The 26070-nt window shown below is 59.5% G+C and carries 26 protein-coding genes; 13 read left to right on the top strand and 13 right to left on the bottom strand.

Annotated features, from left to right (window positions below; translation table 11 throughout):
• Positions 1-116 precede the first annotated feature (116 nt).
• Complete coding sequence (gene odc2, locus AAIH70_RS07065) at positions 117-1247, bottom strand: ornithine/lysine decarboxylase (RefSeq protein WP_132271485.1); 1131 nt, start codon at positions 1245-1247, stop codon at positions 117-119.
• A gap of 617 nt (positions 1248-1864) precedes the next feature.
• Here odc2 and AAIH70_RS07060 point away from each other — a divergent pair.
• The 3 genes from AAIH70_RS07060 (at position 1865) to AAIH70_RS07050 (ending at position 4527) form a co-directional block, all read left to right on the top strand.
• Positions 1865-2761 (top strand): LysR family transcriptional regulator, encoded by an 897-nt coding sequence (locus AAIH70_RS07060; RefSeq protein WP_132271484.1) that lies wholly within the window; start codon positions 1865-1867, stop codon positions 2759-2761.
• 108 nt (positions 2762-2869) lie between these two features.
• The gene (locus AAIH70_RS07055) at positions 2870-3514 is read left to right on the top strand and encodes a DUF1007 family protein (RefSeq protein WP_132271483.1); all 645 of its coding nucleotides are present in this window, start codon (positions 2870-2872) and stop codon (positions 3512-3514) included.
• Positions 3508-4527 (top strand): nickel/cobalt transporter, encoded by a 1020-nt coding sequence (locus tag AAIH70_RS07050; protein WP_132271482.1) that lies wholly within the window; start codon positions 3508-3510, stop codon positions 4525-4527. Before AAIH70_RS07055 ends, AAIH70_RS07050 begins: the two co-directional genes overlap by 7 nt.
• 7 nt (positions 4528-4534) lie before the next feature.
• Here the strand turns inward: AAIH70_RS07050 and AAIH70_RS07045 are convergent, their stop codons facing one another.
• On the bottom strand, positions 4535-4744 hold the full coding sequence (locus tag AAIH70_RS07045) for a hypothetical protein (protein ID WP_132271481.1): 210 nt from the start codon (positions 4742-4744) through the stop codon (positions 4535-4537).
• Entirely contained in the window at positions 4741-5436 is a 696-nt protein-coding gene (locus tag AAIH70_RS07040; RefSeq protein WP_132271480.1) for a GNAT family N-acetyltransferase, read from the bottom strand. Before AAIH70_RS07040 ends, AAIH70_RS07045 begins: the two co-directional genes overlap by 4 nt.
• 265 nt (positions 5437-5701) lie before the next feature.
• On the opposite strand from AAIH70_RS07040, the gene AAIH70_RS07035 reads away from it, so the two are divergent.
• Positions 5702-6619, top strand: a complete 918-nt coding sequence (locus AAIH70_RS07035; protein WP_132271479.1) for a hypothetical protein — start codon at positions 5702-5704, stop codon at positions 6617-6619.
• 77 nt (positions 6620-6696) lie between these two features.
• On the opposite strand, the gene AAIH70_RS07030 is transcribed toward AAIH70_RS07035, so the two are convergent.
• Entirely contained in the window at positions 6697-7410 is a 714-nt protein-coding gene (locus tag AAIH70_RS07030) for a tellurite resistance TerB family protein (protein WP_430033686.1), read from the bottom strand.
• A 132-nt stretch (positions 7411-7542) separates the two neighbouring features.
• A complete protein-coding gene (locus tag AAIH70_RS07025) occupies positions 7543-8181 on the bottom strand; it encodes a 2-dehydro-3-deoxy-phosphogluconate aldolase (RefSeq protein WP_132271477.1) in 639 nt (212 codons plus the stop codon).
• 147 nt (positions 8182-8328) lie between these two features.
• Between AAIH70_RS07025 and AAIH70_RS07020 the strand changes: the two genes are divergently transcribed.
• The 5 genes from AAIH70_RS07020 to AAIH70_RS07000 all read left to right on the top strand — a co-directional run bounded on the left by AAIH70_RS07020 (position 8329) and on the right by AAIH70_RS07000 (position 11496).
• On the top strand, positions 8329-8829 hold the full coding sequence (locus tag AAIH70_RS07020; RefSeq protein ID WP_132271476.1) for a CYTH domain-containing protein: 501 nt from the start codon (positions 8329-8331) through the stop codon (positions 8827-8829).
• Positions 8804-9715, top strand: coding sequence for a CHAD domain-containing protein (locus AAIH70_RS07015; protein ID WP_132271475.1), 912 nt, complete (start codon positions 8804-8806; stop codon positions 9713-9715). Before AAIH70_RS07020 ends, AAIH70_RS07015 begins: the two co-directional genes overlap by 26 nt.
• A gap of 58 nt (positions 9716-9773) precedes the next feature.
• Complete coding sequence (locus AAIH70_RS07010) at positions 9774-10718, top strand: rhodanese-related sulfurtransferase (RefSeq protein ID WP_132271474.1); 945 nt, start codon at positions 9774-9776, stop codon at positions 10716-10718.
• A complete protein-coding gene (locus AAIH70_RS07005; RefSeq protein ID WP_132271473.1) occupies positions 10718-11038 on the top strand; it encodes a low molecular weight protein tyrosine phosphatase family protein in 321 nt (106 codons plus the stop codon). Before AAIH70_RS07010 ends, AAIH70_RS07005 begins: the two co-directional genes overlap by 1 nt.
• A 191-nt stretch (positions 11039-11229) precedes the next feature.
• Positions 11230-11496 carry a hypothetical protein gene (locus AAIH70_RS07000; protein WP_132271472.1) on the top strand — a complete coding sequence of 89 codons (267 nt, stop codon included), beginning with the start codon at positions 11230-11232 and terminating at the stop codon, positions 11494-11496.
• A 40-nt stretch (positions 11497-11536) separates the two neighbouring features.
• Here the strand turns inward: AAIH70_RS07000 and AAIH70_RS06995 are convergent, their stop codons facing one another.
• From AAIH70_RS06995 to AAIH70_RS06965, 7 genes are all read right to left on the bottom strand, one after another.
• On the bottom strand, positions 11537-11977 hold the full coding sequence (locus AAIH70_RS06995; RefSeq protein WP_132271471.1) for a hypothetical protein: 441 nt from the start codon (positions 11975-11977) through the stop codon (positions 11537-11539).
• A complete protein-coding gene (locus tag AAIH70_RS06990; protein ID WP_132271470.1) occupies positions 11977-14163 on the bottom strand; it encodes a putative bifunctional diguanylate cyclase/phosphodiesterase in 2187 nt (728 codons plus the stop codon). Before AAIH70_RS06990 ends, AAIH70_RS06995 begins: the two co-directional genes overlap by 1 nt.
• A gap of 142 nt (positions 14164-14305) precedes the next feature.
• The gene (locus AAIH70_RS06985) at positions 14306-15082 is read right to left on the bottom strand and encodes a MetQ/NlpA family ABC transporter substrate-binding protein (protein WP_132271469.1); all 777 of its coding nucleotides are present in this window, start codon (positions 15080-15082) and stop codon (positions 14306-14308) included.
• A 78-nt stretch (positions 15083-15160) separates the two neighbouring features.
• On the bottom strand, positions 15161-15940 hold the full coding sequence (locus tag AAIH70_RS06980; protein WP_132271468.1) for a MetQ/NlpA family ABC transporter substrate-binding protein: 780 nt from the start codon (positions 15938-15940) through the stop codon (positions 15161-15163).
• Positions 15941-15961: 21 nt separating this feature from the next.
• On the bottom strand, positions 15962-16630 hold the full coding sequence (locus tag AAIH70_RS06975; RefSeq protein WP_132271467.1) for a methionine ABC transporter permease: 669 nt from the start codon (positions 16628-16630) through the stop codon (positions 15962-15964).
• Entirely contained in the window at positions 16620-17651 is a 1032-nt protein-coding gene (locus tag AAIH70_RS06970) for a methionine ABC transporter ATP-binding protein (protein ID WP_132272523.1), read from the bottom strand. Before AAIH70_RS06970 ends, AAIH70_RS06975 begins: the two co-directional genes overlap by 11 nt.
• A 344-nt stretch (positions 17652-17995) precedes the next feature.
• On the bottom strand, positions 17996-19360 hold the full coding sequence (locus tag AAIH70_RS06965) for a GH1 family beta-glucosidase (protein ID WP_132271466.1): 1365 nt from the start codon (positions 19358-19360) through the stop codon (positions 17996-17998).
• Between the two features lie 376 nt (positions 19361-19736).
• Between AAIH70_RS06965 and AAIH70_RS06960 the strand changes: the two genes are divergently transcribed.
• From AAIH70_RS06960 to AAIH70_RS06945, 4 genes are all read left to right on the top strand, one after another.
• Complete coding sequence (locus AAIH70_RS06960) at positions 19737-20441, top strand: gluconate 2-dehydrogenase subunit 3 family protein (RefSeq protein WP_132271465.1); 705 nt, start codon at positions 19737-19739, stop codon at positions 20439-20441.
• 5 nt (positions 20442-20446) lie between these two features.
• Positions 20447-22216 carry a GMC family oxidoreductase gene (locus tag AAIH70_RS06955; protein WP_132271464.1) on the top strand — a complete coding sequence of 590 codons (1770 nt, stop codon included), beginning with the start codon at positions 20447-20449 and terminating at the stop codon, positions 22214-22216.
• 11 nt (positions 22217-22227) lie between these two features.
• Positions 22228-23547 (top strand): cytochrome c, encoded by a 1320-nt coding sequence (locus tag AAIH70_RS06950; protein WP_132271463.1) that lies wholly within the window; start codon positions 22228-22230, stop codon positions 23545-23547.
• Positions 23548-23919: 372 nt separating this feature from the next.
• Entirely contained in the window at positions 23920-24750 is an 831-nt protein-coding gene (locus AAIH70_RS06945) for an HD-GYP domain-containing protein (protein WP_165931915.1), read from the top strand.
• Positions 24751-24783: 33 nt separating this feature from the next.
• On the opposite strand, the gene AAIH70_RS06940 is transcribed toward AAIH70_RS06945, so the two are convergent.
• Positions 24784-25956: a Gfo/Idh/MocA family protein gene (locus AAIH70_RS06940; RefSeq protein WP_132271461.1), complete on the bottom strand. Its 1173-nt coding sequence runs from the start codon at positions 25954-25956 to the stop codon at positions 24784-24786.
• Between the last annotated feature and the right edge of the window lie 114 nt (positions 25957-26070).

Raw genomic sequence — 26070 nt, 5'->3', positions numbered from 1 at the left:
CCGCACTCAAAACCATTTCAAATGGTGTCTTCGGATCATTGTGGATTTGCGGCCCCCGCCTGGAGGATCGGGAACCGCGAACTGTTTTCGCGTCAGGGACGCAAGGCTAAAAGTCTTTAGATGACGTAGGCCTTGAGCGGGTCAAAACCGTTGAAGGCAACCGCCGAATAGGTCGTCGTGTAGGCGCCGGTGCCTTCGATCAGAACTTCGTCGCCGATCGAGAGCGTGAGCGGCAGCGGATACATGTTCTTTTCGTACATGACGTCAGCCGAATCGCAGGTCGGGCCGGCGAGAACGCAAGGCTCCATCTGGTCCTGATCGCGCGTGGTGCGGATCGGGTAACGGATCGCCTCGTCCATGGTTTCAGCGAGACCGCCGAACTTGCCGATGTCGAGAAAAACCCAGCGATGGTTGTCATTGTCCGACTTGCGCGAGACGAGAACGACTTCCGCCTTGATGACGCCAGCATTGCCGACCATGCCGCGACCCGGCTCGATGATCGTCTTCGGCAGGTTGTTGCCAAAGTGCTTGCGCAGCGAAGCGGAGATCGCCTGGCCGTATTCCTCGGCCTTCGGGACGTCGCGCAGGTACTTGGTCGGGAAACCGCCGCCCATGTTGACCATCTGCAGGACGATGCCCTGCTTGGCGAGCGACGAGAAGACGCGCTTGGCATCGGCCAGAGCCGAATCCCAGGCATCGACCTTGGTCATCTGCGAACCGACATGGAACGAAACGCCGTAGCTTTCCAGACCCAGCTGGTGAGCATAGACGAGAACGTCGACGGCCATCTGCGGTACGCAGCCGAACTTGCGCGACAGCGGCCATTCGGCCCCTTCACCATCGGTCAGGACGCGGCAGAACACTTTTGCGCCGGGAGCGGCACGAGCGATCTTTTCGACTTCCTCGTGGCTGTCGACGGCGAACAGGCCAACGCCGAGCTGATGAGCGCGAGCAACGTCGCGTTCCTTCTTGATCGTGTTGCCGAAGGAGATGCGGTCAGCGGTTGCGCCGGCGGCAAGAGCCATCTGGATTTCGGCAACCGAAGCGCAATCGAAGCTCGAGCCCATGGAGGCGAGCAGTTCGAGGATCTTTGGTTCCGGGTTAGCCTTGACGGCATAGTAGATCGAGCTGTCCGGCAGCGCGTGGCGGAAAGCCTTGAAATTGTCGCGCACGACGTCGAGGTCGACAACGAGGCAAGGGCCTTCGGGACGCTCGGTACGGAGGAAGTCGAGGATACGTGCAGTCATCGTTCAAACCCTCTGGAGCACCACGCTCCGGCAAGAGGACAAAGGACGGATGAGGATGCGGCAGCAGCGGTTTTTGGAGACACCGCTGCCTTGCACGCTCAAACGCGCGATCGATGGACCAACGCCCTGCCAAGAGCTTTGATCCGCTTTGTCTGCCATTGATTGGAGGGTTGTCCCTACCGCACTTCCGGCAATTCAGGTGTGCCTCTACAGAATTGCATGCTGATGGAAAGCATGCAGAGACTTAAAAGGCCCGCACCGTCGTTGCTTCATGCGTCCTCGCATTTCCCGGTTGGCCGGAATAGCGACTGGAGGGGTTAGTTCCAGGTACCTTACCGATGACCTCACCTTAGAGATAAATCTCAATTCGAGGGTCGGCGGACACCCATGGGCACGTGCGACTTTGGGCAAGCCGGGAGATAAGAATATTCGCCGTCATAATCAAGCGGTTTTTTGTACCTTGGCCAAAAATCTTAACACGACGCAGGCAAGCGGAATTTGCACGAGGAATGGGGCGGAATTAGACAGGCTTACGGAAAAGCGCCCCTTGTGTTTCCGGCGCGACTGACGTCTTTCTGGCTTCGAAAGCCAATTTGCGAACCGGAGCAAACACTTCGATGGATACACTGACCCGTATGCGCGCCTTCATCGACGTGGTCGAGGCGGAGGGGTTTTCCGCCGCTGCCCGCCGAACCGGCCGTTCCAAGGCGCTTCTGTCGAAATATGTACGTGAACTGGAAGACGATCTTGGCGCGCTTTTGCTCAATCGTACGACCCGCCAGTTCTCGCTGACGGAGGCGGGACACACCTATTTCCGCACCGCCGCCGATATCCTGAAAGAGATCGACAACCTCGCCGACCTCGTGCGCGAGAACAATGCCGATCTGAAAGGCCGCATTCGCGTCTCGGTGCCGCGCACCTTCATCGATGCGCCGGTCGGCCAGTCGCTGATCGATTTCGCCGCCGCCAATCCGGAAATTGCGCTGGAGATCGTCGCGGAAGACCGCTTTGTCGATCTGATCGAGGAAAGTTTCGATCTCGCCATCCGAATCACCAAGCTGGAAGATTCCGGCCTGATTGCGCGAAAACTGTCGGATTTCCGGGTTTATGCTGTTGCCACGCCGGATTTCGTAGCCCGCTACGGCCCGTTCGATCACCCGAGCGACCTCACCGGCAAACCCTTTATCGTCGATACCAACACCCGCTCGCACAACAATATCCGCTTTCAGGACCCGAATGGCGGTGCGCTGTCGGTGCCAGTCGCAGGCCCCATCGAGGTCAACAGCCCGCAGGCAACCTTGCGCGCGGCTCTGGCCGGCATCGGTGCTGCCATCGTGCCGGATTTCATCGTGCTGCCGTATATCCAGTCCGGCGCGCTGGTGACGCTGTTCGACGACTATATCGTCAAGGACCGCGGCATATATGCGGTCTATCCTCACCGCCGTTACCTGCCGGCCAAGGTGCGCAGTTTTGTGGATTTTCTTACCGCATGGTTCCGCAACAAGGGTGAGTGATCGGAGCCGAATGTCGCGCCCCTGACGACACTGTCATCAGGGAGCCGAAATTCCGTCTTATTTGCGGGTCACTTCCGCATATCGGTTACAGGGCAAAGAAACGCATCCATGAAATATCTTCGTTCTATCATCGCTGCCGCGGCACTCTGCGCCCTGCCCCTGCCCGCCCTGGCGCATCCGCACATCTTTCTCGATGCGCGGCTGGAAGTGATCGCCGGCGATGACGGCAATCTCGCCGAGCTGCGCAATGTCTGGCGGTTCGACGAAGTGTTTTCCTCCAGTGTGCTGCTCGATTTCGACAAGAATTCCGACCTGAAGCTCGACAATCAGGAACTGGCCGAACTCGGCGAGACCATGCGCGCCTCGATGGAAGATTTTCATTATTTCACGACGATCTCTGTCGATGGCAAGGATGTGCCGGTCACCAAGCCGGGCATCATCCACGTGTCATGGCAGCACGGCCAGATCCTCGTGATCTTCGCGGTCAAGCCATCGAAACCGGTGCCGCTCAAGGGCAAGCTCGCCTTCGGCATCTACGACCCGTCGATGTACACCGCCGTCAACTTTCCGACCGACAACGATCTCAAGGTCGAAGGCAAGGGTTTTGCCGCCTGCAAACATGCCGTCGTGCGTCCCGATCCCGACGAGGTGATCGCCTCCAACAAGGACACGCTGACCGACGCCTTCTTCAACGATCCGACCGGCACCGACATGACCAAACTGTTCGCAACCCGCATGGAGGTGACATGCTGAGCCTGCGACGCCTCGCGCTCATTATTGTCGGCACGCTGCTGCTGGCCACCGTCGCCCATGCACAATCGCCGCTCGGCGTCGGTTCGGCCGAACCCAGTTTTTCCATCGGCGGACCACTTGGCGGTTTTTTTCGATGGATCAATGAGCACCAGCAGACGTTTTACCGGGCGCTGACCAACGCGCTGAAGGCGATGCGTGAAGACCCCTGGGCGTTGTCGGGCCTGATCGGCCTGTCCTTCGCCTACGGTGTTTTCCACGCCGCCGGCCCCGGCCACGGCAAGGCGGTGATTTCGTCCTACATGATCGCCAATGAAACCGCGCTGAAACGCGGCATGGCGATCTCCTTCGTATCCGCCCTGTTGCAGGGCTTCGCTGCCATCCTGCTTGTCATCGTCGCCTATTTCGCCCTACGCGGCACAGGCATCACGCTGACGCGCGCCACATGGGTGATGGAAGTCGCAAGTTTTGCCATGATTGCGCTGTTCGGCGCATGGCTGCTGACGCGAAAACTCTGGTCGTTGCGTCGCCCCGCCGCGCTCAAGGGTCTCAGCATGGCGGCCCCGACCGGCCCGACCGGCCTGCGCTTCGAAGCCGTCGAAGTGCATGACCATTCCGATCTAGAGCCCGGGAATGTCTGCGTCGATTGCGGCCAGATGCACATGCCAGATGCGACCGCCATGGGAGGGAAGGATTTCAGCCTGCACGAGGCATGGTCGGCCATCCTGGCTGTCGGCATGCGTCCCTGCTCCGGCGCCATTCTGGTGATGACGTTTTCGCTGCTGAACGGACTTTATCTCGGCGGCGCGCTGTCGGTGCTCGCCATGTCGATCGGCACCGCCATCACCGTCTCGATCCTCGCAACGCTCGCCGTCACGGCCAAGGATATCGCAGTCCGGTTTGCCGGCGCAGGCTCCAACCGTGCGGAAAAGATCACGATCAGCGTCGAGATCATCGCCGCCATTTTCCTGATGCTGATGGGCCTGTCGCTGCTCGGCGCCTCGCTGCAGGCGTGACGCTCGATTATTTCCCGTCCCGTCGCCGCTGATACCGCGCCCGCAGCCAGAAAATCCAGAAAAACCCGAGGATCAGGACGGCGCCGACAATCACCGCCAGCACCGGCGAATAATTGCCGATCCACAGCACCAGCGACGGCAGAAAATAGATGACGACGCCCGCGCCGCCGAGAATGAGGGCGGCGGCTAGCGCCTGTGATTTCGCTTCCGGGGTCATGCGTCGGGTGTCCCGGCGATTTCGGCGCGAAGATCTTCGAGCTTGCGCTTCTGCTTGCCATCCGTGTCGAAATTGTCGGGCGAAAGCCAGGCTTCGAAGGCCTTGCCGATCACCGGCCATTCGCTGTCGATCATCGAGAACCAGGCGGTATCGCGGTTTTCGCCACGCGAAATCAGATGCTGGCGAAAGACGCCTTCGAAGGAAAAACCGTAACGCTTGGCCGTCACCTTGCTCGGCTCGTTTTCGTTGTGGCATTTCCATTCGTAACGGCGGTAATCGAGATCCTCGAACACGTGTTTCGCCATCAGGTAATGCAGCTCTGTCGACATCGGCGAACGTTTCATCGCCGCGCCATGGGCCACCGATCCCACCTCTACCACGCCGTTTTTCGGGTCCGGCCGCATATAGCTCGCCATGCCGACCACCTTACCGCTCGTGTTTTCACGCGCCACCAGCGTCACGAAACCGGAATTGTCGCGGACATTGTCCAGCCATGCACCAAAGGCTTCCGGTGTGTCGTAATGGTCGTTCGGAAAATAGCGGATCAGCTCGTTGATGGCATCCGCTCCGCCCAGCGCATCCCAGAGATCCGCCAGATGTTTTGCCCGTTCATAAGGTTCGAGGGCCACGAAACGGCCCTTGAGGGTGACGGGTGCCGGAGCGGCAGGCTTGTAGCTGGAAAGATCGCGCATGAATGCCTCTGCAATTGATTTTTCGAAGCTAAGCGAGGCTCCGGGCAAAGGCAACGACAAAGCTTGGCCGGCCAATTCAGGGTATTTTCCCGGGTCGTTTTGGGGTGGACAAACGGGGACAGAAACCTAATTTGCGCACCGTTGTAGAAAGACAATTTTTTGTCACCTTCGTCGGCGGCAACGACCGTGCGGCGCTCACGAAAGATTTTTTCGCCAATCCAATCAACAGAAACGGACGGGAAACACGATGGGACCAGGAGCACAAATGCAGGCGGCGAAGCTTGCGGCACAGACGACAAAGCAGCAGTCGAAAGCGCCTCAGGGCTTCCGTGAAATCAATCTCAACGTCAATCCTGTCCTCAGTGGCTGCGGTCCGGGGGCGACAGCAACAGGCCTGACCTTTGATGGTTCTTCCGCCGATGACAGCTACCTGAACAGCCAGTTCCAGTGCGGCGGTAAATATAGCCTGAAGGGCTCGCATTACGAAGGCGTGGCCGGCATTACGGACGACGGAACGACGATCTTTGCCGTCAACAGCCGCATCAATGGCGCGTATCGCACGATGATGGGCGCGTTCGATATTGACGGCAAGCCGAAAGCACCGAGCACGGCGCAGCAAAAAATCCTGGCAGGCCTTCTGAAAAATTCCGAACGCCGCCTCATGCCAGATGCAAAAAGCTCAGGCGTGCTTGGCGCAAAGACCAATGGCACCAACCCGCGCGCCGGCGTTTATGTCGGCGACAAGAAGATTGTCTACGATTTCGGTTTCCGCGTCGCCGATGACCCGGCCGCCAACAATCCCAACAAATACATCGATGTCAGCGCCAGCGTCGAAAGCGATTTCAACCACCGCGTGACCAAGCAGTCTTACGACATAAAAGGCCGCAACGGTGCGTTCACGGGTTTCGTGGGCATGGATCGCAACGGCAATGGCAGCCAGATGGGTTACCGGGCGGGCGCCGGTTACGGCGACTTTTCTGCCTCGGCACGCCATGCGAACAATAGTGGCGCCAAGACAAGCGAACTCGACCTGGCCTGGAACATCAACAAGGATATGACGCTGACCGCCTCGTGGCGTCCGGACAACCGTCCGCCGACCTCGCTGCCGGCCTCCACCTTGAAGAACCCCGGCGCGTTTCAGGATTTTTCGAACTATTCGCTGAAGCTCGAAATCAAACTGTAAGCTTTGTCACCCCAAACGAAAAAGGCCTCCCGCATCATCTGCGGGAGGCCTTTTTTATGTCTGGAATTTCAGGCGGTTCACGCCTGAACCTTGGCCGCCGAAACGGTCGCATCGATATGATCGAGCAATGCATCCGGCAGGCCGAGACGACCGGCGAGCAAGTCAAGATAACCTCGCTCGGCGCGCGTATCCGGCTCGATGGTCAGTCGGGTCGCGGTGTAAAGCTCGACCTTCTGTTCCTCTGTACGGGCGGCAGCGACCAGCTCGTCGATATCGACCGGGTTTGCCAGCTCGTTGCGGATAAAGGCTTCGGCCTCTGAGCCGAGATCAACCTCGTGCACCTTTTCCATGATGTTGGCACGTTCAGCCGCATCGATATGGCCGTCAGCCTTGGCGGCGGCGATCATGGCGCGGATCAGCGTCAGGGCAAAATCATTGGTCAGTTGCGGCGATTCCAGGCTGAAGGCGCTATCCGGCGGCGGCAGTGCGATCGGCTGGTTGCCAGCCGGGGTCGGCTGCGGAGCGGCCTGCGGCGACTGACCCGACTGATAATTCTTGTAGGCAAGGTAACCGAGGCCTGCGACGGCGGCGATACCACCAATCGTGGCGACATTGCCGGCCAGCTTGCGGCCGGTCTTGGTGCCGAGGATGGCGGCGGCGATGCCGGCGGACTTCAGGGGATTGTTCTTCGCAATGCCACCGAACTGGCCGGCCTTGTCACGGACGCTTCCCGAAAGGCCCGGCACCTGCGAACCGAGGAACTGGTCTAGAAGCTTCTTGGCGTCGAACATTCAAATCTCCTGATCGTGAAACACTGACCCGGAGATAGGGATTGTCGCGGCAAAATCAAAAAGGATGACGAAAATGTCATGTGGCGGAAGCAGGAGCGACCGCCACATCGAAATCGACCGAATAACCGAGGCTCAGGCCTTCAGCGCAAAGGCTTCCGAGGCAAGCTTGGTGATGCCGGCCCAATCACCGGCGGCAACCAGCTCCTTCGGCGCGACCCACGAGCCGCCGACGCAGACGACGTTCGGCAGCGCCAGATAATCCTTGGCGTTCTTCAGCGAAATGCCGCCGGTCGGGCAGAAGAACGTGCCGGCGAGCGGCGAGGACCACGCCTTCAGCATGGCAGCGCCCCCGGCCTGTTCGGCGGGGAAGAACTTCATCACGTCATAACCGGCTTCGCGCAGCGTCATCACTTCGCTCGGCGTTGCCGTGCCGGGAAGCAGCGGAACCGGAGAATCGTTTGCGGCAGCAAGAATGCTCGGCGCGATGCCCGGCGAAACGATGAAGGTCGAGCCGGCCTTGACGGCAGCTTCGTAATCCCTGGAATTCATGATGGTTCCGGCACCGACATTGGCGCCTTCCACTTCATCGGCAACGGCCTTGATGGCGTCGAGCGCTGCCGGCGTGCGCAGCGTGATCTCGATGGCGCGCAGACCACCCGCGACAAGCGCCCTGGCAAGACCGACCGCAGATTTCGCGTCGTCCACGATCAGCACCGGAACGACCGGCTGCAGCTTGAGGATGGAAAGGACTTTCTCTGTCTTACCGCTCATCATCTTATCCGTTTGAAACGATTAAAGTGTGTTTTCGAATACGCCTCGCGATGGTTGATGTCGAGGGAAAATGCCATTGCGACACAATGCGGGGCTGGTCGAAAGTGTCGCATTGCCATAGGTTTGCTGTCAACGAACGGGGTATTCATGGCCAAGGAAATCGAACGCAAGTTTCTGGTGGCAAATGACGGCTGGAAGGCTGGCGTCAACGCGACCAGCGCATTCCTGCAGGCCTATGTCGCAACCGGCGACGATCGCTCGATCCGCGTGCGCATCATTGATGGCGCAAGCGCCCGCCTGACCATCAAGATCGGTCGCGATCTTCTGGTGCGCGACGAATTCGAATACGACATCCCGGTCGCCGACGCGGAAGAACTGATGCAGGCGGCGATCGGCATCGTGCTGGAAAAGACACGGCACCGGGTGGAATATCGCGGCTTCACCTTTGAAGTGGACGAATTTGCCGGTTTCTATCACGGCCTCATCGTCGCCGAGGTGGAGATGCAGTCCACCGAAGACCAGCCCGAACTGCCCGCATGGCTAGGCCGCGAAGTGACCGGCGATAAACGTTATTCCAACATGTCGATGGCGACCAACGAGAACCTGAGCGCGGAGTTGGGCCATGGCCTATCGAATCCGCCCCTCTGAGCCATTTGCCGGGGAAATCCGGCGCGTCACCGAAAAGCAGCTGAACAAGGCGATTGCTCTTCTGGAAGAAAAACCGGACGGGCAGCACAAGGCCATTCACGATGCCCGCAAGCGTTTCAAGCGGGTGCGCGCGCTTTATCGGCTGATCGAACCGGATGCGAAGGCTTTTCGCAAAGTCGAAAATGCCCGCATCCGTGACATCGCACATACCCTGTCCGCCGCCCGCGATGCCACGGCACTGGTCGAGACCACCGAATATCTGGTGAGTGCCGCGATCTCGGCCGAAGAAATCGCCGCCCTCACCTTCGCCTCCAACGCACTGATCGCACGACGTGACCGGATCGTGGCTGATGAAACCGATCTTGACGACAAGATCACCAACGCGATCGGACAGTGCCACGCGGCCATCGATGCGCTCCCGACACTCGATCTGGGCGACAGTGCCGGCAAAGCAGCAAAATGTCTCGGCAAGGCTTGGCGCAAGCAACGTGACGCTGCAGCATCGGCGCTCGCCGCCTGCCACGCCCACCCGGAAGCCGACGTTTTTCACGAGTTGCGCAAGGCCGGCCAAACCTACTGGATGCATCTGTCACTGCTGGGGGACCTCTGGCCATCTGCGATGCGCGCCAAGCATGACGATGCCAAATATCTGGTCGAAATCCTCGGCCATGAGCACGATCTTTCTGTACTGACGCAGCTAATCAACGAACAGCCGGAGCTTTTCGGCAATGGCGACACGATGGCACGGCTTCTGGGCGCCGTCATCGCCAAGCAGCAGATGCTGCGCAGCCAGGCGCTTGAGGTCGCCGACGCCGTGTTTGCTGACGATGGCGAACAGGAAAGCCGGATCATAACCCTGCTCTGGCAGGCGGCGGCAAAATCCTGATCGATTGTCGGAAGATAGGCCGTTGCGAAAGCGCGGCCAAGGTTGTATTTCGTGCCGCATGACCGAAAACCAGACCCTCCCACGCCCTGAAGCCACGGGCGCATTTCTCGTGGCTGCCCTGTATCATTTCGCCCGCTTCGAGCGCTTTGAAAGCGTGCAAAAGCCGCTGCAGGCTTTTTGCGATGAAAACGGCATCAAGGGCACGCTTCTGATCGCGCGTGAGGGGATCAACGGCACGGTGGCCGGAACGGATGCGGGCATCACAAAGCTGCTTGCGCATCTGCGCGCCATGTCCGAGTTTGCGGCGCTGGAGCACAAGGAAAGCCGGGCGTCGAAAATGCCGTTCGTGCGCATGAAGGTGAAGCTCAAGAAAGAGATCGTGACCATGGGCGTCGAGGATATCGACCCCAACCGCATCGTCGGCACCTATGTCGATCCAAAGGACTGGAACGCGCTGATCTCCGATCCGGAAACCATCCTGATCGACACCCGCAACGACTATGAAACGGCGATCGGCATTTTCAAGGGCGCGGTCGATCCGAACACCAAGACGTTTCGCGAGTTTCCGGACTGGGTGCGCAACAATACCGGCCTGCACAACAAGCCAAAAATCGCCATGTATTGCACCGGCGGCATCCGCTGCGAGAAGGCGACGGCCTTCATGAAGGAAGAGGGTTTTGAGGAAGTTTATCACCTCAAGGGCGGCATCCTGAAATATCTCGAGGAAGTGCCGCAGGAAGAAAGCCTGTGGGAAGGCGCCTGTTTCGTATTTGACGAGCGCGTCTCCGTCGAACACGGCCTGAAGGAAGGCAATCACAAGCTCTGCCACGCCTGCCGTAACCCGATCACCGCGGAGGAAGTGACCTCGGAAAAATACGAGGAAGGCGTGTCCTGCTCCAGCTGCTACGACAGCCGCACGGAAGAAGACCGCCTGCGTTACCGTCAGCGCCAGTTGCAGATCGCGCTCGCCAAGAAGCGTGGCCAGAAACATATCGGCGGCTGATGAAAAACGTCCTGTTCGTCTGCAGCCAGAACAAGCTGCGCAGCCCCACGGCCGAACAGGTGTTTTCCGACTGGCCGGGCGTGGAAACCGCCTCGGCCGGCACCAACAATGACGCGGAAAACCCGCTCTCGTCAGAACTGGTTGAGTGGGCGGACATCATTTTTGTGATGGAACGGACGCACCGCACGAAACTGCAAACGCGCTACCGTGCGGCAATGAAAAATGCCAAGCTGATCTGCCTCGATATTCCCGACAATTACCAGTTCATGGAGCCGGCCCTCGTCGAGCTTTTGAAGGCGAAGGTGGGGCGGTATTTGTGAGGGTGCGGGGACGGAAAAGTTCGTGCTATCCGCCCCTCAAAAAGACGGGTTGCAGGCATCTGTCTTTGAACACATAGTCGCATTCCAAGCTCTGTAACGCGTCGGATTGCGATAGGTGAAGCAAGATGAGTGCACAGCGTCCCAGTCAGCCAGCCAAGGATAACCCAACTCACCCGCTCAACGAGCAGATCATGCAGTCGCTGATGGAGATTCAGCGCGAACTGTCTTCGGTTGCGACGAAAACGGATCGCGTCATCACCGATATCGGCAGGCTGGACGATCGGCTCGACAAAGTCAGAAGCAAGATTTCCCGCTTCGAAGGTGTGACGTTTGGCACCGGGATTGTCATCGTGCTGTTTGCCAGCATGTTATGGTGGCTTGTCGGTGATCAGATGACGCAAATCAGGAACCAGTTGCACAGCTTCCAGCAGCAGCAACAAACCAACATCGCGCCCTGATCCTGCATCGTAAGGCTGAAACAGATCGACCGCCTGCCATCTATTGCTTGGCTGCCCCAACCACTTTCTGAGCGATCAAAGCACCCGCGGCGACCACGCTGAAAACACAAAAAACCTGCAAATACCGATCGCCAACGCCGAATGCAGTAAAGAAAAACTCACCACATTCCAGGCTCATCACCATCAGCGCCAGTGCACCGATACTCAGAGCAAAAAAAGCCACCACCTCGCCATTCGAGATCTCTCGGTTCCAGCGGAATAACCGCCAGAGAATGGACGGAACGACAACGATCGAAAAGAGCATTGCGACTTCGTCATCACCACCGGATGAAAACAGCTCGCTGCATCGAAAAAGTGTCTCGGTAGACCCGGCAAAAAAGCCGGAATAGATCGCAAAACCCAATGCAGATGCGACAGCAATCATCGCCGAGAGACAGAAGATCAATGAGACGATGGCATTTCTTGCTGAACCGGCAGGCATCAGCGTCCAACCTCCCGCTGCTCCCGCAGCATCCGCCCGATCGCATCCCCCGCCATCGGTCTGCCGAAGAAATACCCCTGCAGCTCGTCGCAACCGCTCAGCCGCAATATCTTGGCCTGATCCTCGGTCTCCACGCCTTCCGCCGTCACCGGAATGTCGAGCGCGCGCGCCAGTGCCACCGTGGCCTGCAAGAGATCGACGGCGCTGCCGCCTTCCGACACCGTCGCCACCAGCGACTGGTCGATCTTCATGCGGTCGAAACCGAACTGGCGCAGATACCCGACGCTGGAAAAACCCGAACCAAAGTCGTCGAGCGCGATTTTGACGCCGATCGCCTTCAAACTGTTGATCGCAGCCAATGCACGGGCCGGATTGCGGATGAAATAGCTCTCGGTCATTTCCAGCGTGATGCGGTTGGGATCAACGCCGATATCGCTGAACGTCGTCGCAACATGGCAGGCAAAGGCAGGATCGCGGAACTGGCCGGGCGAGATATTGACCGCCAGCCGCAGGTCCGGCCATTGCCGCACGGCCCGGCAGGCAATGCGCAAAACACTGAGGCCCAACTGATCGATCATGCCGGTCTGTTCGGCAACACCGATGAAGATTTCCGGGCTGACGGGACCATGTCCCGGCCGGTTCCAGCGGGCGAGCGCCTCCACCGACACCATCCGCCCGTCACGCGCATCGACGACCGGCTGATAAACGACACCGATCTCGCTGTTCTCGATCGCCTTGCGCAGGTCGATTTCCAGCTGGTTACGCTCTTCGCGCTCGGCATCCATGCACGGCGTATAAACGGTCCAGCGGCCTCGACCGGCCTCCTTGGAACGGTACATCGCCATATCGGCCCGCCGCAGCAATTCGTCACCCGATACCGTGCCACGCGCCGAAACGGCAACGCCGATGCTGGTACCGACCACGGCGACACGCTCGCCGATCACGAAAGGCTCGCCGAAAAAGCCGAGAATGCGCTCGCACAGTTCCGGCACCACCGCTTCCTGAGCGCGGGTGTTCATGGCGATGGCGAATTCGTCGCCGCCGACGCGGGCAATGGTCGCCTGCCCGCCGATCAGCGCCGAGAGGCCGGCAGACACGCCACGAATGAGGTTGTCGCCGGTACCATGGCCATAGGCATCGTTGACTTCCTTGAACCCGTCGAGATCGAGGTAAAGCAGAAGAACGTCGTCATTGCTGCTTTCGGCCTGAGAAACCAGTTCGCGCAGGTTCGCGAACAGGCCAAATCGGTTGGCAAGCCCGCTGAGCGGATCGAGCCGCGACAGTTCCACCGCCGCCGCCTCCTCCGCCTTGATCTGCCGCAGCAGCCGTGAGCCGCTGACGAAGAGAAGAATGAAATAGATCGCCACCATGGCGATCGCGCCGAGAACCAGCGGCTGCACCTGGGCGAGACTGGCATAACCCGGCAGACGCGATGTCCAGGTCAGTGAGCCGATCGGCTGGCCATTGCCATCGTGGATCTCGACGTGATGGGCAGGATTTTCGCCGGCAGCGACAGGCCGCAGACCGCTGACCACATAGGTCCTCGCCATCCCCTTGATATCGTTATCATGCAGATGCCGCAGCAACACGAGGTAACGACGCGCGGCCGGTTCGTGGTCGATGTGGCCGCTCTTCTGGCGCACCAGACCGATGGCGACGGCGGCGATGCCGCGCTCGGTGCGGATAAAGGCATTGGCCTCCGGCGTTGCCTCGGCGGCCGAATTGCGCACGCTGTCGAACAGCAGCGGAAACGACGCATCGAAATAGCGCTCGGTGGTCCAGTCCGCCGCGGTACCCGCCTCATAGGTCATCAAGGCGCGGCCCTGCGCATCAAGCAGAATGGCTGCATCGAAAAGATTGTTGTTGGCGGTCATGTCGCCGAAATTGCTGACCACCCAGTCCATGCCGTCGGCGGCGTAAACGTAACGGTTGGCATCATCCCAGGCGGCATAATCGTTCAACGTGGCGCCGAGATGGTTGCGAAAGGTCTGCAGCGCGCCGATCGTGGTTTCACGCGAGCGTTCGTCATCCAGCCGGTTGGCGTGATCGCCGACACGGTCGAGCGCGGTCAGCACCATGCTGGTGACGATCACCATGACAGCCGCGAAGATGACAAGCAGCGAGCGCACAAGCGACCGGCGCTGTGCGGCAGATGACTGCTTCGGACGCGAAGATAGAACCCGCATATTTTCCCCCGAACCCAAGATACGTTGCGAAGGTTCAAATTTTATTTATCGCGGCGAAATCGCGGGCGCAAACCCCGCCGACGAAAAAGGCGGCCCGACAAAGCCGAACCGCCCTTTATTATCGTGGAATACTTGCCCGGACTTACCAGGAAGCGATCAGAGCGCCCTTGTATTCATCATTGATGAACTTGCGGATGCTTTCATCATGGTAGGATTCCACCAGCGTCTTGGCCCAGGATGCATCCTTGTCGGCGGTGCGAACAACGATGACGTTGGCGTAAGGCGACTTTTCACCTTCGATGGCGATGGCATCCTTCTTCGGGTTGAGGCCCGCTTCCATGGCGTAGTTGGTGTTGATGACGGCGGCATCGACGTCATCGAGCGAACGCGGCAGCTGGGCGGCGTCGATTTCGGCAAACTCGATCTTCTTGGTGTTCTCGATGATATCGGCAGGCGTGACCTTGATGCCGGCATCGTCCTTGAATTTGATCAGGCCCTTGGAAGCCAGAACCAGCAGCGCGCGGCCGCCATTGGTCGGGTCGTTCGGGATGGCGACGGTCGAACCTTCCTTCAGTTCGTCGAGGCTCTTCACCTTCTTGGAATAGACGCCCATCGGGGTGGTGATGGTCTTGCCGATGCTGACCAGATCGAACTTGCGGTCGGCAATCTGGTTGTCGAGGTAAGGCTGGTGCTGGAACGAGTTGGCCTGGATATCGCCGTCGTTCAGCGCCTGGTTCGGCACGACATAATCGGAAAACTCGATGATATCGATGTTGAGGCCCTTGGTCTTGGCGACTTCCTTGACCTTTTCCATGATCTTGGCATGTTCGCCGGCCGATACGCCGACCTTGATGTCTTCGGCAAGAGCAGAGCCGGCAGCGAGAACTGCGAGCGTTGCGGCAATGATAAGCTTCTTCATTGGATGTTTCCTCACGTTTTTTGTTTGATTCTCATGGCGCCGCCGCTTGGGAGAGAGGCGGCGCAATTGGTCTGCCCGTTACCAGGTGGGCGTGATGGCGCCCTTGAATTTTTCCTCGATAAACGCCTTCACTTCCGGGCTGTGATAGCTCTCGACGAAGGTCTTTACCCAGGCGGCATCCTTGTCCTTGGCGCGCACGGCGATGATGCCGACGTAAGGCGCCTTGGTGCTTTCCTGGAAAATGCCGTCCGACTTCGGGTTGAGGCCGGCGGCAAGCGCATAATTGGTGGTGATGGCGGCAAGATCGACGTCATCGAGCGAACGCGGCAGCTGGGCGGCATCCAGTTCGGTGATGTTGAGGTTCTTAGGGTTGCCGGTGATATCGGCAACCGAAGCCTTCACACCGATACCGTCCTTCAGCGTGATCAGCTTCTGGTCGGCGAGCAGCAGCAGCGCGCGGGCGCCATTGCTCGGGTCGTTCGGGATGGCAACGGACGCGCCGTCCTTCAGTTCGGACAACGCCTTGATCTTCTTGGAATAACCGGCCATCGGGAAATTCACCGACTGGGCAACGTTGACGAGATCCAGCCCGCGCTCCTTCACCTGATTGTCGAGATAAGGCTTGTGCTGGAAGGAGTTGATGTCGAGATCGCCATCAGCCAGTGCCTGATTGGGCACGACGTAATCGGAGAACTCGACGATATCGAGGTCGAGGCCCTTCTTCGCCGCGACTTCCTTGACCTTTTCGACCAGCTGCGCATGCGGGCCGGGCGTGACGCCAACCTTCTTGGTTTCGGCCAAAGCCGCACCGGTGGAAAAGAGAGCGGCGAACGTGGCCGCGACAATCAGTTTCTTCATGATCTTACCCCTCTTGAAAATTCAGTTCTTGCGATTGCGTTTGTCGAAACTGCGCGCCAGCGCGTCACCGGCGCTCTGCACAAGCTGCACCAGCACGATCAGCACCACGACGACGGCGAGCATCATTTCCGGCATGAAACGCTGGTAACCGTAGCGGATGCCGAGATCGCCCAGGCCACCGCCGCCGACCGCGCCAACCATGGCGGAATAGCCGATCAGGCTGACCATGGTCATGGTGAGCGCCGCCATCAGCGAAGGACGCGCTTCGGCGAGCAGAACCTTGAAGACGATCTGCATCGGCGTGGCACCCATGGCACGCGCGGCCTCGACCAGACCCTTGTCGATCTCGCGGATCGCAGCTTCCACCAGACGGGCAAAAAACGGGATCGTCGCAATGGTCAGGGGCACGATCGCCGCATTGGTGCCGATCGAGGTGCCGGTGACAAAACGGGTGAACGGAATGATCGCCACGACCATGATGATGAAAGGCGTCGAGCGCGCGGCATTGACGATCAGGCCGAGAATGCGGTTGACGACCGGTGCCGGGAACAGTTCGCCCTTGCCGCTGGTGGCAAGGAAAATGCCGATCGGCAGACCGATCAGCGAGCCGAGCAGGCCGGCAATCGCCACCATCTGCAGGGTCTGGCCCAGCGATTTCGACATCAGGCTGATAAGCATATCAAGCGACATAACCGAGCACCTCCGTGGTCAGGCCGGTCTCGGCATAAAATTGATTGGCGCGGGCAACGACGGCCGGATCGGCGGAATAGGAGACGACCAGCGAACCAAAAGGCTCGCCGCCGATCTCCTCGATGCCACCGGCCAGAATGTTGACGTCCGACCCCAGCTCGGACACCAGACGAGCCGTCAACGGCTTGAAGGCGGTTTCGCCAAAAAACACCAGACGCACCAGAACACGATCCCCCTCGGAGGGAACCTGCTTGATGCTGTTGCGCAGCCATTCCGGCAGGTGCAGGGCCGAAGCCAGCAGCGTGCGCGTCGTTTCGTGTTGCGGATTGGCGTAGACATCGAATGTACGACCGGCTTCGACGATACGGCCGGCATCAATCACCGCCACGTGGCTGGCAATGGTTTTTACCACTTCCATTTCGTGGGTGATCAGCAGAACCGTGAGGTTCAGCTCGGCATTGATGCGCTTCAGAAGCTCGAGGATCGACTGCGTGGTTTCCGGGTCGAGCGCCGATGTGGCTTCGTCGGAAAGCAGCAGTTTTGGATCGGTCGCCAGCGCGCGGGCAATGCCGACACGCTGTTTCTGACCACCCGAAAGCTCGGACGGATAACGGCCCGCCTTGTCGCCAAGACCGACGAGATCGAGCAGCGGCCCGACCTTGGCCTTGATCGCCTTTTTATCGATACCGGCGATTTCCAGCGGCAGCGCCACATTGTCGAACGCGGTGCGCGACGATAGCAGGTTGAAATGCTGGAAAATCATGCCGATCTGGCGACGCAAACCGCGCAAACCGTCTTCGCCGAGACCACCGACCTCCACGCCATCGACCACGACTTTGCCGGTCGTTGCCTTTTCCAGCCCGTTGACGAGGCGGATGAGGGTGGATTTGCCGGCGCCGGAGCGGCCGATAATGCCGGTGATGGCGCCGCGTGCGACGGTGAGGTCGATATCCGCAAGTGCCGTGAAACCGCCGTCACCGGCCGGGCCAAAACGCTTTCCGATGCCTTCGAAGGCAACCATCGGCGCGGGCTGCGTGCCGGCCGACCGATCGGCCTCTGGCGCGCTGCGGCCTGAACCTCTAGCCACCGCTTGTTGGATTGTCATGTCTTACTCTCGGGTGTTGGTCTTCTTGAACTGGCGGCTCTATAACCGCTTGTGCACGTTTTAGCCAATCAGGCAGCACATTCGAAGACGGACACAGACGGGAAGCATTTTGACGGCTTTCGGTTCGGGCGGTTGTGAGCGAGGCTTTTGCACCTCTCTTGACCGAAACTTATGCCGTCAGCGCTGATCCCTGCACAGGGATGGTTTTCCGTTTGTGCAGTGCGGCAGGAAATAATCTTCCCTCTTTGCTCAGGCGACGCCTATTCGTTTGACGAACCGAAATTCGAGGCGAGCGCGCTATACCAGCTGCCGCTTTTCTTGATAGTCCGCGTCTGCGTGGCGTAATCCACATAAACCAGACCAAACCGCATGCGATAGCCTTCCGCCCACTCGAAATTGTCCATCAGGCTCCAGGCGAAATAGCCCTTCATCGGATACCCGGCCTTCACCAGATCGGCGACCACGCCCAGATGGTCGGCGTAATAATCGAGGCGCATGTCGTCCTCGATCTTGCCATCGACCAGTTCGGTATTGTCGCAGGCGCCGTTTTCGGTGACATAGCAGTCGGGCAGGTCGTAGCGGCGATAAAGATCCTCGACGAGAGACTTCATCGCCGGCGCATAGATTTCCCAGCCGATATCGGTGGTCTGTTCGCTGATGAAGGATGCCGGCTGAGTCGCAGGATAGGCTGCCCCTTCGGTCGTGTCGGCGAAAACGCGGGCGGGCGTGTAATAATTCAGGCCCCACCAGTCGAGCTTCTGGCTGATGACCGCGAGATCCCCCTCTTCCACCGGCGGCATACGGTCGCCCAGCGCCTCAAGAAGCGAGGCCGGGTATTCCCCCTTGAACACCGGGCCGAAAAACGCGCCATTGTGGAAATCGAAGGCACGCTCGACGGCGGCGGCATCTTCAGCGCTGTCGGATCCCGGCAAGATCGATTGGGCATTCAGCACCAGCCCGACCGGCATTTTTGGCGTGACGTGGCGGATTGCCTGAACCGCAAGACCATGCGCAAGATTGGTGGTGTGCATGGCGGCCAGCGCCGCCTCCATGTTGCGCTCACCCGGCGCATGCACGCCATAGAGATGCGAAAGCCAGACCGAGCACCACGGTTCGTTGAAGGTCGCCACCGCATCCATGCGATCACCGAGACGCGCCATCACCACCTTGGCGTAACGCTGGAATTCGTAAGCGGTCGAGCGCGCCGTCCAGCCGCCCTGCCCCATCAGCGAAAGCGGCAGGTCCCAATGGTAGAGCGTCGCGTAAGCCTTGATGCCGCGCGCCTTCAAACCGTCCAGCAGGCGGTCGTAGAAATCGAGCCCCTTCTCGTTGATGCGCCCAGACCCTTCCGGAATGATGCGCGGCCAGGCGATGGAGAAGCGGTAGGCCTCGACGCCCATATCCTTGATGAGATCGAGATCCTCTTCGAAACGATGATAGTGATCGCAGGCGACATCGCCATTATGGCGCTCGTACACGCGCCCCGGCATGTTGCAGAAAGCGTCCCAGATCGATGGCTTTCGACCATCTTCCTTCGCCGCACCTTCGATCTGGAAGGCGGCAGTGGCGACGCCGAACAGAAAGTCCTTGGGAAACCGCGCGGCAAGCTGCTTGGGGTCGGTCATGGGAACGCACCTGTTTCTTATGGGAAGATATCGGCGATCTAGGCAAACGGCAGCGGCTTGTACAGGGAAAGAACGGCAATTTTCCCGCGACAGGCAAGAGTCGTTCCGAAAGCCACGGACCGGCATCTTATTTCGCGAAAAAAGAGCAAAACTTCCAACGGATGCACCAGATAAGCACACAGTTTGCACCGTTTTTTGAATATGCGCAAAAGTTTACCTGCCAATAGATGTAAATACATCAATTTCAACCACAGCTAACTTGCCCTTCATCAAACTGCGGCGTAGAGCCGCAGCGTCAGATTGCCTCCTGCGCTAAAATGACGCGCCCCTCCCGACGCGCCGCGCAAGGCATTTCCAGCGGACGAAGGAGCAAAAAATGAGAGACGTTCCGGGCTTGCCATCGCGCCGAACCTTCCTGAAGGCATCGGCAGCGAGCGCAGCCATTGCAGGCATTGCGGCGGTTCCCGCCAAGGCCGAAGTCAAACCCGAACCGGTGGCGCTCACCGAGTACAAACCGGACTGTCTCAAGCCCAGTGAGTGGGCTTTCGTGATGGCAGCGGTAGCAAGACTGATCCCGTCGGACGGCGAAGGCCCCGGCGCGATCGAGACGCGTGTCCCGGTCTTCATCGACAAGCAGCTCGCCGGCGATTACGGCAAGGCTTCCGACTGGTACATGGTTGGCCCCTACCAGCCTGCAGCAAGCCCGCTGCGCGGCTGGCAGACACCCTTGGCACCGCTGGAAATCTACCAGCAGGCGATCCCCCTGTTCGACGACTGGTGCAAGACCACCCACGGCAAGATCTTTGCCGAGCTTGATGCGGAAACCCAGGACAAGGCGCTCACCTCGCTCCAGAAGGACGAGATGAAGATCAAGCCGGAACTGCGCGAATTTTTCGGCATCCTGCTGGCCAACACCAAGGAAGGTTATTTCTCCGACCCGATGTATGGCGGCAACCATGGCATGGCGGCGTGGAAATATATCGGCTTCCCGGGCGCCCGTGGCTCCTACAGGGAATGGGTCGGCAAGCATAACGTGAAATATCCGCTCGGCCCCGTCTCCATTTCCGGCGAAAGGGGTTAAGCACCATGGCACGGACAGAAAAGAAAAAAGACGTCGTCCTCGTCGGCTTCGGCTGGACCGGCGCGATCATGGGCATCGAGCTTGCCAATGAAGGCCTCGATGTTCTGGCGCTGGAGCGCGGTCACGATCAGGCGACCGTTCCGGACTTCCAGTATCCCAACATGATTGACGAGCTGAAATACGGCATCCGTTACGGCATGATGGAAAAGCCGGCCAACACGACGGTGACCATCCGCCGTTCGCTGGACGAAGAGGCCCTGCCCTATCGCAGCCTCGGCACCTTCCTGCTCGGCACCGGTGTCGGTGGCGCCGGTACCCACTGGAACGGTTTGAACTGGCGTCCGATGCAGTCGGAATATCGCCTGAAGTCCTACGTGACCGAAAAGTTCGGCGCAGGCGTCATGACGGAAGACATGACGATCCAGGACTATCCGATGACCTATGACGAGCTCGAGCCGCATTTCGACCGCTTCGAAAAAGTCGCCGGCATTTCCGGCACCGCCGGCAATGTCAACGGCAAGATCATCGAGGGCGGCAACCCGTTCGAAGCACCGCGTTCGGATGAATATCCGATGCCGGCCATGCCTTCTACCTGGGATGGCGTGAAATTCCGCGACGCCGCCAAGGCAGCAGGCTATCACCCGTTCCCATCGCCGGGCGGCATTGCCTCCAAGGACTATGTCAACGAATACAACATGCAGATGGGCCCGTGTAACCACTGTGGTTTCTGCGAGCGTTACGGCTGCTACAACTATTCGAAATCTTCCCCGCAGACGGCGATCATCGACGCCCTGAAGCGCAAGAAGAACTTTGAATACCGCGTCAATTCGGAAGTGCTGCGCGTCGAAAAGTCGACCGACGGCAAGACAGTCACCGGCGTCACGTACTTTGACCACAAGACCGGCGAAGAGGTTTTCCAGCCGGCCGATCTGGTCATCCTGACCGCCTTTGCGCTGAACAATGTCCACCTGATGCTCGTTTCGGGTATCGGCCAGCCTTACGACCCCAACACCAATGAAGGTGTCGTCGGCCGTAACTACGCCTACCAGATCACCGGTGGCTACACGCTGTTCTTCAAGGACGAGGACTTCAACCCGTTCATCGGCACCGGCGCCAACGGCTTCTGCATCGACGATTTCGGTATCGACAATATCGACTTCGCCAAGGAAGGTTTTGTCGGCGGCGCCTACTGGCGTGCGGGCCAGACGAACGGTCAGCCCGGCCACACCATGCCGCTGCCTTCCGGCACCCCGAGCTGGGGCGCTGGCTGGAAGAAGGGCATCGGCGAGTGGTACGGCCATGCGATGAACATCGGCGCCCACGGCTCTGTCATGTCCTATCGTGGTCACTATCTCGACCTCGACCCGACCTACAAGGACCGCCACGGCCGTCCGATGCTGCGCATGACCTACAACTGGCATCCGAACGAAATCCGCCAGACGCAGTTCATGAAGCAGAAAATGGAACCGATCGCCAAGTCGATGAACCCGACGACGTTGCAGGAAGGTTTCAAGAAGGAAGGCGCCATGTTCGACGTCCGTCCTTACCAGACCACCCACAACACGGGCGGCACGGTCACCGGCGACGATCCGAAGACCTCGGTTCTGAACCGTTATCTGCAGTCCTGGGATTGCCATAACCTGTTCGTCATGGGTGCCAACACCTTCCCGCAGAACACGCAGTACAACCCGACCGGCATGGTCGGCGGCCTCGCCTATTGGGCCGTCAACGCCATCCGCAAGGATTACCTGCCCAATCCGCGTCCGCTGGTGTGAGGAGAGAAACGATGAAAAAGCTTATTCGCGTTCTCGGCGTCCTCGTCGTTCTGGGCCTTGTTGCCCTTGCCGCCTTCATCTTCGTGCCGGTGCAGCGCACCGGCCCGGCCACCCAGTTGGCTGCCGACTTCAAGCCGGCCAAGGGTCAGGGTGAATATGTCATGCGCGCCGGCGACTGCATGGCCTGCCACACCAACGAAGGCGGCAAGCCTTTTGCGGGCGGCCGTGCCATCCAGAGCCCGATGGGCACGATCTGGACCACCAACATCACGCCCGACAAGGAAACCGGCATCGGCAACTGGTCGCTCGATGATTTTCGCGCAGCCCTTTACGATGGCGTGACCCCGAACGGTACGCATCTCTACCCGGCCATGCCGTACGAGAACTACCGCAAGATGTCGGAGGAGGACATCGTCGCCCTCTACGACTACTTCATGCATGAGGTTCAGCCGGTCTCCAACAAGGTCGAGGAAACCAAGCTCGCCTTCCCGTTCAACATGCGCTTCGGTCTCAGAGCCTGGAACTGGCTTGCCGCCAGCTACGCGCCCGGCTTCAAGCCGAACGCCGGCCAGGACGAACAGTTCAACCGCGGCAAATATCTGGTAGAAGGCGCCGCACACTGCGCCGCCTGCCACAGCCCGCGCAACCTGTTCATGGCACAGGACGGCATCGACGAAACGTCGAAGGCTTTCCTGACCGGCGGCGAAATCGACGGTTATACCGCACCTGACCTTCGTGGTCCGGAAAGCGGCCCGCAGAAGTGGACGACCGAGCAGACGGCAGCCTACCTCTCGACGGCCCGTAACGCCCATTCGACGGCAACCGGCGAAATGATGCTCGTCGTGCGTGACTCGCTCCAGTACATGACCAAAGAGGACAACATGGCGATTGCCGCCTACCTCAAGAAGATCGGCACCGGCGGCGAGAATGCGGCGGCGGCTCCGGCTTCACCGGTCGTCACCGAAACCCAGAAGATGCTGACGGAAGCCAAAGCGGATATGCCGCTCGGCCCCCGTCTCTATCTCGACAATTGCGGTGGCTGCCATTTCGTCACCGGCAAGGGTGCAGGCGAAACCTTCCCGGAACTCGACGGCAACTCGCTCGTCACCGCGAAGTCGCCGAAGGGCCTGATCAGCGTCATCCTGCACGGCGCGGAACTGCCCTCCACGGCAGACCGTCCGATGAAGATGCGCATGCAGGGTTACGACCAGCGACTGTCGGACGAAGAAATCGCAGCCCTTGCCACCTTCCTGCGTGAAGGCTGGACCAACAAGGCAGCGGCTGTTTCGGCGGCCGATGTGAAGGCCGTCCGCGACCTCGCACATCACTGAAAACAGGCCCCGCCGTTCCATCAATGGCGGGGCGAAAATGGCGTGTTTTTCATCGAAACACGCCATTTTGAACATGTTCAAAATGCATACCCTGAATTTAATTAGCACTTCAAAATCAAACAATTACGCGAAAATAATATGATAAGTTATAATAAAAACGATCACAAAAAGGCGAAAAATACCTTCTTTCGACACAACGTAAAAATGTGACCGCCTATTTAAGTAATTTATTTATAGTCTTGACTGCCAAATCACCTCGTAATTCGAGGAATGATTGTCGTGATACTTCGTTTCCCCAAAAATCTTGTTCAGGCCGGCCTTTATATTGAGGCCGTGGAGTGCCCGAGTGCCGAATTTCCACGGCGGCGGTTCATGCTGGAATCCGAGGAAGATCTGAAATCCATCCTGCTGTCGTCGGCGGTTGACGTGCTTGTCAGCCAGCAGAAAAGCCGGGTGGATGTCGCAGCACTTCTGGAGCGCGCGCCCGCCGGTTACTTCAAACCCGCCCCCTTGAGCGAACCCCTGCGGCTGGAAACAAGCGCTGCACTCGAAGGCGCCATGGACGCCATGCGGCAGGGTCTCGAAGCCATGGTCGATGGCAATATCGACATGGCGCATATCACCGAAGCGGCCATTGCCGCCCGTCGCGGCGTCGAAAGCGCCCCGGAACTTTTCGTGGAAATGACCCGCCTCAAGGCCAAGCACAAGGCCACCTACCTGCATTCGGTCGTCGTGGCCGGCCTGATGGCGCAGATGGCCGTGCTGCTGGAGATGGACGACGAGATGGTCGACGAGATCGGCCGCGCCGGCATTCTTCACGACATCGGCAAGCTTCTTATCCCCAACGCCATCCTGAACAAACCCGGCAAGCTGAACGCTGTCGAATGGCGGATGATCCGCAGCCATCCGGAAATCGGCTATCGCCACATGAAGGATCTCGGCGGCGTTTCCGACCTGATCCTCGACGTCTGCCGCCTGCACCATGAAGCGCTCGACGGCAGCGGTTATCCGCTCGGCCTCAAGGATGATCAGATCATCCAGGTCGTACGCATCTGCACCGTTTGCGACGTGTTTGACGCGCTGACCAGCGTGCGCCCCTACAAGAAGGCATGGACTACGGCCGACGCCCTGACCTGGATGTACGACCAGCCACACATGTTCGACCGCAAACTGATCCTGCGGCTGGGCTCGATGTTCCGTTAAGGACCATCGATCACCCAGCCATCGGGTTTCAGATCACAGCTTGACCCAGGCGCCATTCTTTTTCGAAGACGCCACACAGGCCTCGACGAAGGCGACGCCCTTCACGCCGTCATCGACGGTGGGATAGATCACCGCCTTGTCCAGCTTGGTGCCATTCTTCTTGGCGTGAATAGCAAGGGCTGCTTCGGAATAGATCGTCGCAAACGCTTCGAGATAGCCCTCCGGGTGGCCACCGGGAATGCGCGACACGCGGTTGGCGGCCGCCCCTGCACCGGCACCATTGCGGGTGATCAGCCGTTTCGGCTCACCAAACGGCGTGTACCAGAGCAGGTTCGGGTTTTCCTGCGACCATTCCAGCCCGCCCTTTTCACCATAGACCCGCAGCTTCAGGCCATTCTCGTTACCCGGCGCCACCTGGCTGCACCACAACATGCCCTTGGCGCCCTCTGCAAACCGCAGCATCACATGCGCATTGTCGTCCAGTCTCCGCCCCGGCACAAAGCTGTCGAGATCGGCGGCGAGGCTTTCCAGCGTCAGGCCGGTGACGAAAGAGGCGAGATTATAGGCATGCGTGCCGATATCGCCTGTCGAACCGCCCGCACCCGATTGCGCCGGATCGGTGCGCCACACCGCCTGTTTTGCGCCGGTCTGTTCGGCGGCTTCCGTCAGCCAGTCCTGCGCATATTCCACATTCACCACACGCAGCTTGCCGAGATCGCCATTGGCAATCATTTCGCGGGCCTGGCGCACCATCGGATAACCGGTGTAATTGTGGGTGAGGATGAACAGCGCATCGCTCTCATCAGCCAGCTTCTTCAGCTTCTTCGCATCGGCCAGATTGGAGGTCAGCGGCTTGTCGCAGATGACATGGATGCCGCGCTTCAGGAACTCGCGCGCCGCCTCGTAATGCACGTGGTTGGGCGTGACGATCGACACTGCCTCGATACCATCCTTCAGCCGCGCCTCGCGGATCGCCATGTCCTTGTAGGAGCCGTATGTACGCGCCGCATCCAGCCCCAGTTCGCGACCGGATGCCGCCGCTTTTTCCGGGGTCGACGACAGGGCGCCTGCGATCAGGTCGAACCGGTCATCCAGCCGTGCCGCCATGCGATGTACCGCGCCGATAAAGGCGCCCGAACCGCCACCGACCATGCCGAGCCGGATGCGCGGCTGCCGTGCCGCTTCCTGTTTGCCTTCGATTGCCATTAAAATCTCCCTTGAATATTTGCGCTTTGCGCCAAAGTCCCCCTCTGGCCTGCCGGCGTCCTGCGGACCCCACCACAAGGGGGGAGAAAACTCGCAGCAACTCGCCTGCCCCAA

It is taken from the genome of Neorhizobium sp. BT27B, from assembly GCF_050455485.1.
GTDB lineage: Bacteria > Pseudomonadota > Alphaproteobacteria > Rhizobiales > Rhizobiaceae > Neorhizobium.
This window is presented reverse-complemented; position numbering and strand designations above follow the sequence as displayed.

What these genes read in the sequence shown, in the direction of transcription:
- odc2 (WP_132271485.1), bottom strand. Translation starts at nt 1,247, where the DNA reads ATGACTGCACGTATCCTCGACTTCCTCCGTACCGAGCGTCCCGAAGGC.
- AAIH70_RS07060 (WP_132271484.1), top strand. Translation starts at nt 1,865, where the DNA reads ATGGATACACTGACCCGTATGCGCGCCTTCATCGACGTGGTCGAGGCG.
- AAIH70_RS07055 (WP_132271483.1), top strand. Translation starts at nt 2,870, where the DNA reads ATGAAATATCTTCGTTCTATCATCGCTGCCGCGGCACTCTGCGCCCTG.
- AAIH70_RS07050 (WP_132271482.1), top strand. Translation starts at nt 3,508, where the DNA reads ATGCTGAGCCTGCGACGCCTCGCGCTCATTATTGTCGGCACGCTGCTG.
- AAIH70_RS07045 (WP_132271481.1), bottom strand. Translation starts at nt 4,744, where the DNA reads ATGACCCCGGAAGCGAAATCACAGGCGCTAGCCGCCGCCCTCATTCTC.
- AAIH70_RS07040 (WP_132271480.1), bottom strand. Translation starts at nt 5,436, where the DNA reads ATGCGCGATCTTTCCAGCTACAAGCCTGCCGCTCCGGCACCCGTCACC.
- AAIH70_RS07035 (WP_132271479.1), top strand. Translation starts at nt 5,702, where the DNA reads ATGCAGGCGGCGAAGCTTGCGGCACAGACGACAAAGCAGCAGTCGAAA.
- AAIH70_RS07030 (WP_430033686.1), bottom strand. Translation starts at nt 7,410, where the DNA reads ATGTTCGACGCCAAGAAGCTTCTAGACCAGTTCCTCGGTTCGCAGGTG.
- AAIH70_RS07025 (WP_132271477.1), bottom strand. Translation starts at nt 8,181, where the DNA reads ATGAGCGGTAAGACAGAGAAAGTCCTTTCCATCCTCAAGCTGCAGCCG.
- AAIH70_RS07020 (WP_132271476.1), top strand. Translation starts at nt 8,329, where the DNA reads ATGGCCAAGGAAATCGAACGCAAGTTTCTGGTGGCAAATGACGGCTGG.
- AAIH70_RS07015 (WP_132271475.1), top strand. Translation starts at nt 8,804, where the DNA reads ATGGCCTATCGAATCCGCCCCTCTGAGCCATTTGCCGGGGAAATCCGG.
- AAIH70_RS07010 (WP_132271474.1), top strand. Translation starts at nt 9,774, where the DNA reads ATGACCGAAAACCAGACCCTCCCACGCCCTGAAGCCACGGGCGCATTT.
- AAIH70_RS07005 (WP_132271473.1), top strand. Translation starts at nt 10,718, where the DNA reads ATGAAAAACGTCCTGTTCGTCTGCAGCCAGAACAAGCTGCGCAGCCCC.
- AAIH70_RS07000 (WP_132271472.1), top strand. Translation starts at nt 11,230, where the DNA reads ATGCAGTCGCTGATGGAGATTCAGCGCGAACTGTCTTCGGTTGCGACG.
- AAIH70_RS06995 (WP_132271471.1), bottom strand. Translation starts at nt 11,977, where the DNA reads ATGCCTGCCGGTTCAGCAAGAAATGCCATCGTCTCATTGATCTTCTGT.
- AAIH70_RS06990 (WP_132271470.1), bottom strand. Translation starts at nt 14,163, where the DNA reads ATGCGGGTTCTATCTTCGCGTCCGAAGCAGTCATCTGCCGCACAGCGC.
- AAIH70_RS06985 (WP_132271469.1), bottom strand. Translation starts at nt 15,082, where the DNA reads ATGAAGAAGCTTATCATTGCCGCAACGCTCGCAGTTCTCGCTGCCGGC.
- AAIH70_RS06980 (WP_132271468.1), bottom strand. Translation starts at nt 15,940, where the DNA reads ATGAAGAAACTGATTGTCGCGGCCACGTTCGCCGCTCTCTTTTCCACC.
- AAIH70_RS06975 (WP_132271467.1), bottom strand. Translation starts at nt 16,630, where the DNA reads ATGTCGCTTGATATGCTTATCAGCCTGATGTCGAAATCGCTGGGCCAG.
- AAIH70_RS06970 (WP_132272523.1), bottom strand. Translation starts at nt 17,651, where the DNA reads ATGGTTGCCTTCGAAGGCATCGGAAAGCGTTTTGGCCCGGCCGGTGAC.
- AAIH70_RS06965 (WP_132271466.1), bottom strand. Translation starts at nt 19,360, where the DNA reads ATGACCGACCCCAAGCAGCTTGCCGCGCGGTTTCCCAAGGACTTTCTG.
- AAIH70_RS06960 (WP_132271465.1), top strand. Translation starts at nt 19,737, where the DNA reads ATGAGAGACGTTCCGGGCTTGCCATCGCGCCGAACCTTCCTGAAGGCA.
- AAIH70_RS06955 (WP_132271464.1), top strand. Translation starts at nt 20,447, where the DNA reads ATGGCACGGACAGAAAAGAAAAAAGACGTCGTCCTCGTCGGCTTCGGC.
- AAIH70_RS06950 (WP_132271463.1), top strand. Translation starts at nt 22,228, where the DNA reads ATGAAAAAGCTTATTCGCGTTCTCGGCGTCCTCGTCGTTCTGGGCCTT.
- AAIH70_RS06945 (WP_165931915.1), top strand. Translation starts at nt 23,920, where the DNA reads ATGCTGGAATCCGAGGAAGATCTGAAATCCATCCTGCTGTCGTCGGCG.
- AAIH70_RS06940 (WP_132271461.1), bottom strand. Translation starts at nt 25,956, where the DNA reads ATGGCAATCGAAGGCAAACAGGAAGCGGCACGGCAGCCGCGCATCCGG.